This window comes from Neobacillus vireti, from assembly GCF_036962465.1.
GTDB classification, from domain to species: domain Bacteria; phylum Bacillota; class Bacilli; order Bacillales; family Cytobacillaceae; genus Neobacillus; species Neobacillus vireti_B.
In genome coordinates, this window is sequence record NZ_JBALNF010000002.1 from 101,938 (window position 1) to 112,807 (window position 10,870).

11 protein-coding genes are annotated in these 10,870 nt (G+C 40.0%); all 11 read right to left on the reverse strand.

Going from position 1 to position 10,870, the window contains the following annotated elements; translation table 11 throughout:
* Nucleotides 1–576: 576 nt before the first annotated feature.
* From hypE to V7077_RS01120, 11 genes are read right to left on the reverse strand one after another with little or no spacing between them, the layout of a single operon-like run.
* On the reverse strand, nucleotides 577–1,578 hold the full coding sequence (hypE, locus tag V7077_RS01070) for a hydrogenase expression/formation protein HypE (protein WP_335497981.1): 1,002 nt from the start codon (nucleotides 1,576–1,578) through the stop codon (nucleotides 577–579).
* Nucleotides 1,578–2,690 (reverse strand): hydrogenase formation protein HypD, encoded by a 1,113-nt coding sequence (gene hypD / locus V7077_RS01075; RefSeq protein ID WP_335497982.1) that lies wholly within the window; start codon nucleotides 2,688–2,690, stop codon nucleotides 1,578–1,580. The genes hypE and hypD overlap by 1 nt, the downstream gene beginning before the upstream one ends.
* Nucleotides 2,662–2,898 carry a HypC/HybG/HupF family hydrogenase formation chaperone gene (locus tag V7077_RS01080; RefSeq protein WP_335497983.1) on the reverse strand — a complete coding sequence of 79 codons (237 nt, stop codon included), beginning with the start codon at nucleotides 2,896–2,898 and terminating at the stop codon, nucleotides 2,662–2,664. The genes hypD and V7077_RS01080 overlap by 29 nt, the downstream gene beginning before the upstream one ends.
* Nucleotides 2,871–5,180 carry a carbamoyltransferase HypF gene (hypF, locus tag V7077_RS01085; RefSeq protein WP_335497984.1) on the reverse strand — a complete coding sequence of 770 codons (2,310 nt, stop codon included), beginning with the start codon at nucleotides 5,178–5,180 and terminating at the stop codon, nucleotides 2,871–2,873. The genes V7077_RS01080 and hypF overlap by 28 nt, the downstream gene beginning before the upstream one ends.
* Entirely contained in the window at nucleotides 5,165–5,824 is a 660-nt protein-coding gene (gene hypB, locus V7077_RS01090) for a hydrogenase nickel incorporation protein HypB (protein ID WP_335497985.1), read from the reverse strand. The genes hypF and hypB overlap by 16 nt, the downstream gene beginning before the upstream one ends.
* Nucleotides 5,821–6,180, reverse strand: a complete 360-nt coding sequence (locus tag V7077_RS01095; RefSeq protein ID WP_335497986.1) for a hydrogenase maturation nickel metallochaperone HypA/HybF — start codon at nucleotides 6,178–6,180, stop codon at nucleotides 5,821–5,823. The genes hypB and V7077_RS01095 overlap by 4 nt, the downstream gene beginning before the upstream one ends.
* Nucleotides 6,173–6,616: a hypothetical protein gene (locus V7077_RS01100; RefSeq protein WP_335497989.1), complete on the reverse strand. Its 444-nt coding sequence runs from the start codon at nucleotides 6,614–6,616 to the stop codon at nucleotides 6,173–6,175. The genes V7077_RS01095 and V7077_RS01100 overlap by 8 nt, the downstream gene beginning before the upstream one ends.
* Nucleotides 6,613–7,101: a HyaD/HybD family hydrogenase maturation endopeptidase gene (locus tag V7077_RS01105; protein ID WP_335497990.1), complete on the reverse strand. Its 489-nt coding sequence runs from the start codon at nucleotides 7,099–7,101 to the stop codon at nucleotides 6,613–6,615. Before V7077_RS01105 ends, V7077_RS01100 begins: the two co-directional genes overlap by 4 nt.
* Nucleotides 7,091–7,885, reverse strand: a complete 795-nt coding sequence (gene cybH / locus V7077_RS01110) for a Ni/Fe-hydrogenase, b-type cytochrome subunit (RefSeq protein ID WP_335497991.1) — start codon at nucleotides 7,883–7,885, stop codon at nucleotides 7,091–7,093. Before cybH ends, V7077_RS01105 begins: the two co-directional genes overlap by 11 nt.
* Before the next feature lie 11 nt (nucleotides 7,886–7,896).
* The gene (locus V7077_RS01115) at nucleotides 7,897–9,618 is read right to left on the reverse strand and encodes a nickel-dependent hydrogenase large subunit (protein WP_335497992.1); all 1,722 of its coding nucleotides are present in this window, start codon (nucleotides 9,616–9,618) and stop codon (nucleotides 7,897–7,899) included.
* Nucleotides 9,611–10,690: a hydrogenase small subunit gene (locus tag V7077_RS01120; RefSeq protein ID WP_335497994.1), complete on the reverse strand. Its 1,080-nt coding sequence runs from the start codon at nucleotides 10,688–10,690 to the stop codon at nucleotides 9,611–9,613. The genes V7077_RS01115 and V7077_RS01120 overlap by 8 nt, the downstream gene beginning before the upstream one ends.
* Nucleotides 10,691–10,870 lie beyond the last annotated feature (180 nt).

Below are 10,870 nucleotides of genomic sequence, written 5' to 3' on the forward strand. Positions count from 1 at the left end.
TAACTATTATTTGTTCCGTGCCTGCTCTCCGAAAGTTTTAAAAGTAAGGTTCGCTGAAATACCCTGTTCTTTTTAAAGAACCCTTTGATGATAGTATATTTGAATTGTAGACTCTAATAAAATTCCAAAAACAGCCATTTCCCCTTAATTAAGAGCCATTTTAAGTACTATCCTAATATTTTCTCTTGTTATCTCAAAATTACTTCTTTATTAAGAAAATTTACGTTCTTTTTTATGCACAAAAAAATAAAATCCTTTTGAACCTATATTAAACTCATTGAAACAGTAGAAATGTTATTTATGTTAAAAGCTATTATTTTATGTTTTTTACCATTAATCATTTTATTGATATAATAATTGTGTTAAAAAAAGTTTTACTGAACAAGAGTACTGAATTTTAATTCATAGGAGAAGATGTATGATAGAAAAAAGCTGATGGAAGTTTTAAAGAATGAAGCGATTGATGAACTCTTAAGAAAATTTGATTTTAAGGATTAGCCCACTAATTTAAATTTTCAAGCTTGATTTGATAATAAGAAGACCCCCATTCAGGTTTAGTCGAATGAGGGTCTCTGATTAACAGATTCTTGGAAACATCGTTCCTGATAATCTAGTTAACAAACGTTTGGAGCCAATAGATGTTTCTAGAAACAATTTTCCTTTTCCTTTATTAATAATACTGCCGATTACTACAGCATCTCTTCCTTCAGTGAACTCATGTAAAATGTCAATTACTTTATCTTTTTCTCGACCGTCCACGATCAGAATAGTTTTGCCTTCATTAGCAAGGTACATTGGATCGAATCCAAGTAAATCACATACTCCATGAACTTCTTTTTTCACTGGAATCTTGCCTTCATCAATTTGCAATATCAAATGGAAATCCTCGGCTATTTCAACTAATGTAGTTGCAAGCCCGCCTCTAGTTGGATCCCTCATGATCCGCACTCCATTACACTGCCTAAGCACACTCTCTAGCATTCGATTCAATGATGCACAATCGCTATTAATAGGTGCTGATATACCAAGCTCCTCTCTCGCAGCTAACACAGTTACGCCATGATCTCCAATTGTACCTGATACAATGATCGCATCGCCTTCCTCAAATTCTAGACTGCAATCAATACCCGGTTCATAGATTCCAATTCCTGTTGTATTGATATATACCCCATCGGCACTACCACGTTCTACCACTTTCGTATCACCTGCTACAATGCTAACACCGGTCTTTTTTGCTTCAGCCGCCATGTCCGAAACGATTTGCTTTAAATCCTTAATTGGAAAGCCTTCTTCAATCACAAAGCCACAAGTTAAAAAAGCTGGGATGGACCCGCTAACAGCAAGATCATTGACAGTACCGGCAATTGCTAGTTTACCAATTGATCCACCAGGAAAGAAAATTGGTTTAATGACAAACGAGTCGGTGGTGACTGCAATTTTATGTGTCGACATCGTAATCGCAGCAGCATCAAATAAAGCAGCATTCCCATCTCCAAAGGCTTCCATAAATACCTCTTTGATTAATCGATGGCTTAACTCCCCGCCATCACCATGGGCTAAACTAATATATTCCTCCATTAAAAACTCTCCCTCATGTATTGATAATAGGCTGCACAACTGCCTTCTGCCGAGACCATACAGGGGCCAATTGGATTAATTGGATGACAGGCTTTACCGAAAAGTGGACATTGGTTTGGAGAAATTATTCCCCTAATTACCTCACCACAGCGGCATTTAGTTTGACGAGTCTCGCTGACTTCAACTGTAAACCTTTTCTTTGCATTAAACTTGTCATATTCTGGTTTTAAATCCAGCCCACTTTTTGGAATTACACCCATTCCTCGCCATGCTTCGTCACATACGTTTAAGTACTTATTAAGCCACTGATGGATTACCGGATTTCCACTTTTACTCACAACGGCAGGATAATTATTTTCAATGGCAACTCTTCCTGTAAGGGATAAGTCTATCAATTTATATATGCCAGTCAACATTTCGGCAGTTTCAAAGCCTGTAATAACTCCGGAAATATGATATTCATCTACTAAGTACTGATAAGAGTCTTCCCCTAAAACAATTGAAACATGGCCGGGAAGCAAAAAACCGTCTAATTTCACTTCAGCTGTATCCAATAAATAACGAAGTACAGGCTCGACCATTTTAGTTGTCATCCAAATCGAGAAATTTTCTAGCCCAAGGTTCTCTGCTTCTCCTACCATGAGCGTTAATATTGGGATTGTTGTTTCAAAGCCAACTCCTAGGAATATTACTTCTTTTCCTGGATTAGCTTGGGCTACCTTCACGGCATCAACAGGTGAGTATAGAACACGGATATCTTTACCAGAAATCTTCGAATCCTGTAGGTTTTTTTTTGAACCAGGAACTCGCATCATATCTCCAAATGTGCAAATAATCCTGTTCTGCCCTTCTGCCAAGGAAATCATTGCGTCAATGGAACCCTGATCTGTTACACAAACCGGACAGCCTGGCCCGGAAATAAGATTTACTACATCCTTCAGGCATTGCTTTACACCTGTTCGAGCTAACGCCATGGTATGTGATCCGCAAACCTCCATAAAAACAGGTTTACGGCCAAACCTTTGCTGAAATTCTTTTGCTTTTTCAATAACTGCTTCCACTAAAGGCTTACATATTTCCGCGTTATTGGACTGATGCAGAGTTTCGAGCATTGATTAGCTTCCTCCATTCCACCATACTCTGTCTTGCATATTCTTCATTCACAATACTCATAGCCTGACCGGCATGTACAATGACATATTCCCCGAGGTTAACCTCCGGAACAAAGATGATCCCTATGGTTGTTTCGGAACCCATCACATCAACCACGGCGCTATATTCCATCTTTTTCACTACTTTTGCTGGCACTCCAACACACATTCGCTAGCCCTCCTTTTTGCTGCTGCAACAACTAATTGCCCATAGGATAATCCACCATCATTACATGGAACCGTTTCAGGAAAGTATACGGGAATGTCACGTGTACCTAATTCCTTCGTAATTCTTTCTCTCAAAAAACGATTATGAATACTCCCCCCTGATAAAACTACTGTCCTATTTGTTAAAGGATTATTTAGTATTACAACTAACAATGTATTAATAATTGCTTGAACAACTGTTTCATGAAATCTTCCGCTTATATGATGAACACCTTTTCCTGCAATGACATCTAACGCAATTTCTTTTAGCGTATTAGAAAAATCGATGATTAAAGTTTCTTGTTTTATTATTTCAATGCTATATGGTTCATTATCCGATAACACGTCTGCTAATTCTGCTAACTGAATGGCAGCTTCACCATCATAACTAGAAATTTTTGTGACGCCACATAATGCACTTACTGCATCAAACAGCCTGCCGCAAGTTCCCGCATAAACGGTATTAATCTTTTTTTCAATCATAATCTTTAATAAATCGATTTCGGCTTTTTTATCAGTAAAAATATTTTTTGCTAGAGTTATGCCTTCCTCACCATGAAGAGAAATGAGCATGGCTACGGCATTTCTCCATGGTTCACGAATGCACTTTTCCCCTCCGGGAAGGGGAGTATAACGTAAATGGGCCAAGCGTTTGAACTCTTGGGTATCACCATATAGGATTTCGAATCCCCAAACATTTCCATCTAATCCATATCCGGTTCCATCAAGAATGATTCCATAGGCTTTGCCGTTTACTTGATGTTCCGCTAAGCAGGCCGCCATATGGGCGTGATGGTGTTGAACTTTAATAACTTCTGTAAAGTTAAATTCTTTTACTAGTTTTTGAACCTGATAGTCTGGATGGGCATCAATGACTGCTGCTGTCTGTGGAATATCAATCCATTTTAAGAGATGATTTAGTTCTTGCTTGTAGTGATTGATTGTTTCGACATTTTCCAAATCACCAATATGTGGTCCTACAAATATCTGTTCATTCCGGCCAATCGTAAAGGTGGACTTTTGCTGCCCCCCGAAAGCGACGATTCCTGTCACATCTTCACTGGCAGTATGTGGGTCTGGTACATAGCCCCTAGATCTACGTAAAAAATCAAGCTTCCCATTATTTAGTTGAACAACAGAATCATCAACAGGATGAAGAATTTCACGATTATGCATAAGGTAATAGTCTGCTATTTCAGCTAAGTAATCGAACGCTTCTTCATCCTTATATAGGATAGGCATGCCCGATGGGTTAGCACTGGTCATAACAAGACAAGAAAGCTCCGAATCAGAAAGCAGCAAATGGTGTAGTGGTGTATATGGAAGCATCACTCCGATTGTATTCATACCTGGTGCTACGCTATCAGCAAGTGAATAATGCTGGTGTTTCTTTAAAATGACAATCGGAGATTCTGGACTTCTCAGCACCTCTCCTTCACCTTCATTAACTTCTGCTATTTCTCGTATTATTGACAGGGAAGCAGCCATCACTGCCAAAGGACGTAACTGACGTTTTTTCCTTTTTCTTAATTCAGCCACTGCTCTCTCGTTATTGGCATTACAGCATAAATGAAAGCCGCCTATTCCCTTTACCGCTAGTATCTCCCCTCTTTTTAACAATTCAATTGCAGCCGTTATTGGGTTATCACAATCTATTTCCCTCTTATTCTTGCTTAATAAACACACCCTGGGTCCGCATTTTGGACAAGCGATAGGCTGAGCGTGATGGCGCCGATTGGCAGGATCTTCATATTCCCTTCGGCAATCAGCGCACATTGGAAAGCTCTTCATAGATGTATATGGCCGGTCATATGGCAGTTCTTCGATTATGGTGTAGCGTGGTCCACACTGGGTGCAATTAATAAATGGATACTGATAGCGAAAATCATTTGGGTCGTTCATTTCGTTTAAGCATTCATCGCAGACGGCAGAATCAACAGGGATCACAAGCATGGAGGTCCCTAACCGTTCGCTCGGTATTATCGAAAAATTAGTAAAAGCTTGAGGATCTGTCTCTTCTACTACTATTTCATTTATTTTCGATAGATTAGGTGCTTTATTCTTAAGATCCCTTAAAAATGATTCAACATCGAAAGCATGTCCTTCTAAGCGAATTTTGACGCCATCCATATTATTCTGAACGGTCCCTGTTAGCTTATATTTATCAGCGAGCATGAAAACAAATGGCCGAAAGCCAACCCCCTGAACCCTGCCCCGTACAGCGATTTTTACCGCTTTACACATTTGGCAAATGCCTCTTCAGTCCATGTGAACCATTCACGGAGGCCTTCTTTTGTTCGGGCAGACAGTGGAAATAGATGGGACTCTGGGTTAATTTCCATTAAATCCTTCCTTGCTTCTTCGACACTAAAATCAAGGTACGGTAATAAATCAATTTTATTTAACAGGACTAGCTCCGTGCGCATGAACATTTGTGGATACTTTGGAATTTTATCATTTCCTTCTGGAACACTTAATACAGCTACCTTATGGTGCTGCCCTAAATCATAGCCGGATGGGCACACAAGATTACCAACATTTTCGATAAAGAGAAGGTCAACTTCCTCAAGATCAATTTCTCCTAATGCTGCGGCAATCATTCTAGCATCCAGATGGCACCCCCCGTGCGTGTTAATTTGAACTGCCTTTGCACCCATGGCACGAATTCGTTCTGCATCCTTTTCAGTCGCTAAATCTCCTTCTATTACTGCAATACGGTATTGACCAGATAAAGCCCTGACTGTTTCTTCTAACAGGGTTGTCTTACCAGCTCCAGGAGAACTCATAAGATTAATCACCAAAGTTTTTGTGTTTAGAAAAAGTTCGCGATTGAACTCTGCAGCTTTATTGTTATTCGTTAAAACATCCGTTCTTAATGTTACTTTCAATATCGGCAACTCCCTTCGTATGAAAGAACCTGAAATGTTTCACCTGCAAGTACTTGCCCGGATGGAATCATGCAGCTTGGGCATAAAGCTATTTTCTGCTCAGGTCTATACTCCTCACCACATAGAATACATTTGGCTCTTGCCTCTTCAAGATGAATGATTAGTTTGGCTTCTTTTGTGAATAGATGCTGATTTTGGTCACGATAAATCTCAAAGGCCAACTGCAATGCATCCGGCATCGCATTTGCAATTTCTCCAACAATCAACTCAACCCTATTTATTCTTTTTATTTGCTTCTTAGCTGCATCCTCATTAACTAGTTCAAGGATATCTCCCATTAATGCCATCTCATGCATAACTCCCACCCAGTTTCTGTTCCTTTTGCAACCCGATAAAATAAGTGCCATCCCCCTTTTTTATCGGATACGACTTAAGCTCTAACTCACCGGATAATGTCTTAAAATTGTATTCTTTTTGACAATTCAAACATTTGCCGCGTGAATATAGTGCTGTAACTATAATAATATTCGAACATACAGGGCAAACTCCATCATATGCCAGCATGTTCGTTCCATTCCGAACCACTATAACGGGGTTACCGACGATATATTTCATTTCCAGGTCGTCGGAACCATCCCCTTCCTTTATTACGGGATACCAAGTAATACCCATTACTCGATCTGCTGCTTTTTCTATCTTTTCCATGTCCTCACCGATGAACGGCTCATAGACCGATTTAACTGTATGAAAAAGGCTGCCTGCCATTTCCCTAATAAAATCAGCCCTTCTCATGGCTCGTATCTCCAGCGTTCTACCTGAGACATCACCGCTTCAAAAAGTTCTCCAAGCTTGCTTTGATTGACCGCTGTTAAACCAACTCCTAATTCGAGTGAGGTTGGCTGCATGCCTAACATAACAATTTGCTTTGGAAAACGATCCCGCATTTTCGCAGCTAGTAAAACCTCTTGGAAACCAAGCTGATGGATGGACATTTTGATCCCAAAATAAGCAGGGATTTCATCCCCTTCAAGCGCAATAACGGTCCCGCCTTCTCTGCCAGCATTAATTGCGTCAATAATAATTAAGTTTTCAGCATCCTCCACTGGTCCAAGTAACCGCATTCCATCTGTTAATCCCTCAATAATTTCTATATTTTCATCTTCCTTTAATGCCTGTTCAAGTAATGGTAAAAGATGAATGCCAACACCCTCATCAGAGAAGAGGGTGTTGCCAATACCAATAATCGTAATCTTTTGCTCATTTATTCTATTTTTCATTCTCTTCACCAACTGATTTATTCGTTGTTGTTTTATAGCCTGTAATCATTGATGAAATAGATCCATTGCGTTCTAAATAATCATCGCGGATGGCCATATAAACATGAATGAGGGTAAATAGCATGAACCCCCATGCCGCAAGGTGATGCCATGAACGCAGCGTATAGCTGTCACCGCCAAATATATACGGAACCCAGACAAATAGCTTTGCCCAAAAAGATTCTTGCTGGGGCTCAAAATACATATAAAACCCTGTTAAGATCACAATCCATGAACCAAGACCAATAAAAATCCAGTAACTTAATTGTGCTAGCGGGTTATGGCCAATATAGTGAGGCTTTTTATTTTTCAAAAACAAATAAAACTTTATTGTTTCAATGACTTCCTTCCAAAATACCCATCGAAATGGATTTGAACTGGCAAATTTATTACCCATTGCCACCCAATACAAACGGAATAGTAAATTTGCCACAAAGATGAACGCAGCGAAAAAGTGGATATAACGCATCCAGCCCATAAGATTCGAATAATAGGCTTCGCCCGGAATGCCTGCAGAGGCAAATGGTTTTCCAATATATAACCCAGTTATCATTAAAGCAATGATGGCAAACATATTTAACCAATGAAAAATCCGCACTGGTAATTCCCAAACATAAGCTCTTACTTCATTTTTTATCTGTTTATAAACGAATGGTCTTTCTGGATGAAACGTATTCTCACTGTTTTTCACCGGAAGATCTGGGAACGGACCAGGCGTTTGAGTCGGTAATTTTGGCGCTGCCATGTTCTCAACTCCTAACCTAAACGAATTTCAGTCGTTTTATTAGTTTCTAAATCGGTTAAGTGAACGGCACAGGCAAGACAAGGATCAAATGAATGAATAATCCTCATGATTTCGAGCGGCTGTTCTTTATTTAACATTGGTGTTCCTTTTAATGCAGCCTCGTAAGCTCCAAGTTTATTTTTATGATCTCGTGGTGATGCATTCCACGTTGATGGAACCACAGCCTGATAGTTATGCGTTTTTCCATCTTTTATATCAATCCAGTGGCCTAGTGCCCCGCGTGGAGCTTCCATCCAGCCCACACCTTGAGCCCGTTCAGGCCATGAGCTTGGATCCCATTTTGTACGATCGAACGTCGTTTGATTTCCACTTTTAACATTTTTCAATAATTCGTCCATGTCATTACGTAACCAGTTTGAAATTAATACTGTTTCTAAGCCGCGAGCGACCGTTCTTCCTAATGCTGATTGCAGGGCTGTAATAGGTAAATTCAATTTTTTTAATGTCTCATCAACGATTGTAATAATTTCTTCTTTACCGGCTGCATAACCAACCATCATCCTTGCGAGCGGTCCAGTTTCCATAGGATGCTCCTTCCAGCGAGGTGATTTTAACCAGCTATATTGTTTTTCAGTATCCAATGTTTTAAAAGGGGCTTTTGGACCAGTATAGTTAAAGGTTGTCTCCCCTTCAAATGGGTGCTTCCCCTGACCACCTTCACTTCCGTCATATGTGTACCAAGAATGGTCTATAAATTCTTGGACATGTTTAGGGTCCTTTAAATCAATGTCAAGTACTTCATTTAGATTGCCGTTTAAAACCACTCCCCGCGGCATCCGGTAAAGTTTGGTGTCATATAAATCTCCAGTCGAAAAGTCGCCATAGCAAAGGTAATTATTTAAGCCTCCTCCATATGTCCAATCTTTATAATATGAGCCAATTGCCAATAGGTCAGGTATATATACTTGATTAACGAATTCTTTGGCTTGGTCAATTAATTGCGATACATGCATTAATCTTTCTGCATGCACACCGTTATCACTATCAATATCAAGCGGCGTAGCCATGCCCCCTACTACATAATGAGGATGTGGGTTCTTTCCGCCAAAGATGGTATGAATTTTGACAATTTCCTTTTGCCAATCTAATGCTTCTAAATAGTGGGCGACTGCAAGCAAGTTCACTTCCGGTGGCAGTTTATAGGCTTTATGCCCCCAATAACCATTAGCAAATAACCCTAATTGTCCGCTAGCAACCAATTTTTTTATTTTATTCTGAACATCTGTAAAATAGCCTGGAGATGATTTAGGCCAAGTAGAGATGGATTGAGCAATTCTTGATGTTTCTGACGGGTTGGCGCTAATTGCACTAACTACATCCACCCAATCAAGTGCATGTAAATGATAAAAATGGACAACATGGTCATGAACAAACAGGGCTTCATTCATGATATCCCGAATTAAATGAGCGTTTCTAGGAATCTTTATCTTCAGGGCATCTTCTACGGAACGAATAGAAGCCAACGCGTGTACAGTCGTACAAACGCCGCATATCCGTTGGACATATGCCCAAACATCACGAGGATCTCTATCTTTAACAATTAATTCAAGGCCGCGGACTGCTGTTCCAGAGCTGAACGCCTCTTTGATGATGCCCTTTTCATCTATATCTACTTCGACACGCAGGTGACCTTCAATTCTTGTTATTGGATCAACTACAATACGTTCACTCATGTTCCACACCTCGTTTTTCGTCACTCTTCTTCTTCACTACCGTACCGGCTGAATGAACAGCTATCCCAGCGGCAACTACCCCAATGGCTGTTAAGCCAACTGAATCTGGATTAATCGTTGTTTGGGTTCCTGGTATTTTTGCTCTCCTTGTATAGAGAGGACCATTATCCCAAAAATCTTTTTCTGAGCAACCGATGCATGGATTGCCGGATTGAATGGGATAGCTAACCCCCCCATTCCAGCGCATTTCAGCACATGAATTATAGGTGGTTGGCCCTTTGCAACCTACTTTATATAAGCAATATCCTTGTTTAGCCCCCTCGTCATCAAATGATTCAACAAATAAACCAGCATCGAAATTGGCTCGACGATTGCATTTATCATGAATACGATGACGGTAAAATGCCTTCGGACGGCCAAAATGATCTAACTCGGGAAGTTTATCGAATGTAATGATATGGGCAATAACCCCAGTCATGACCTCAGCAATAGGCGGGCAGCCCGGTACAAGGATGATTGGCGTATCTTTTACAAAACTAGTAACAGGCTTTGCCCCAGTTGGATTAGGATGAGCGGCAGCAATTCCGCCCCACGATGAACAAGACCCATAGGCGATAATGGCCTTTGCACCTTTGGCCATTTCAAGAAATGTCTCTTTCGCTGACTGACCCCCTACAGTTAAAAATGAGTCATCTGCAGGGATACTTCCTTCTACTGCGAGAACATATTCCCCTTGATAGTCTTTTAACACCTGTTTCATTGATTTTTCCACTTGAAAGCCAGAAGGTGCAGAAAGAACCTCAGAGTACTCAAGGGAAATCATATCAAGTAAAACGTTTTCAATTTTTGGTTGTGATGATCGGATAAACGATTCAGAGCAACCAGTACAATCCTGGAATTGCAGCCATACTACGGGAACTCTTGATTTTGTTTCCATGGCCTTAACCACTTGATCGGACTGTGTAAACTCTAAACCTAGTGCAGCTGCTATGGCTGTGCACATCTTTAGAAAGTCTCGTCTACTAAAACCATGGTCTATTGCGGCATCATATACTGTTTTCTGTCTCTCCATCCGCTAACTCCTCCACTTATTAGAGAATAAGTATAAACTGTTTTTCAGGAAAATTTTATTATATTGATAGACCATGCGTCCTGAATTTTCTAAAAATGACACAAAGATTCCTTAAGTATATTTTTACTATAAAAAAACTTCGCAAGTTGATAATGCAGTAATCATAATGCGGAAATATCC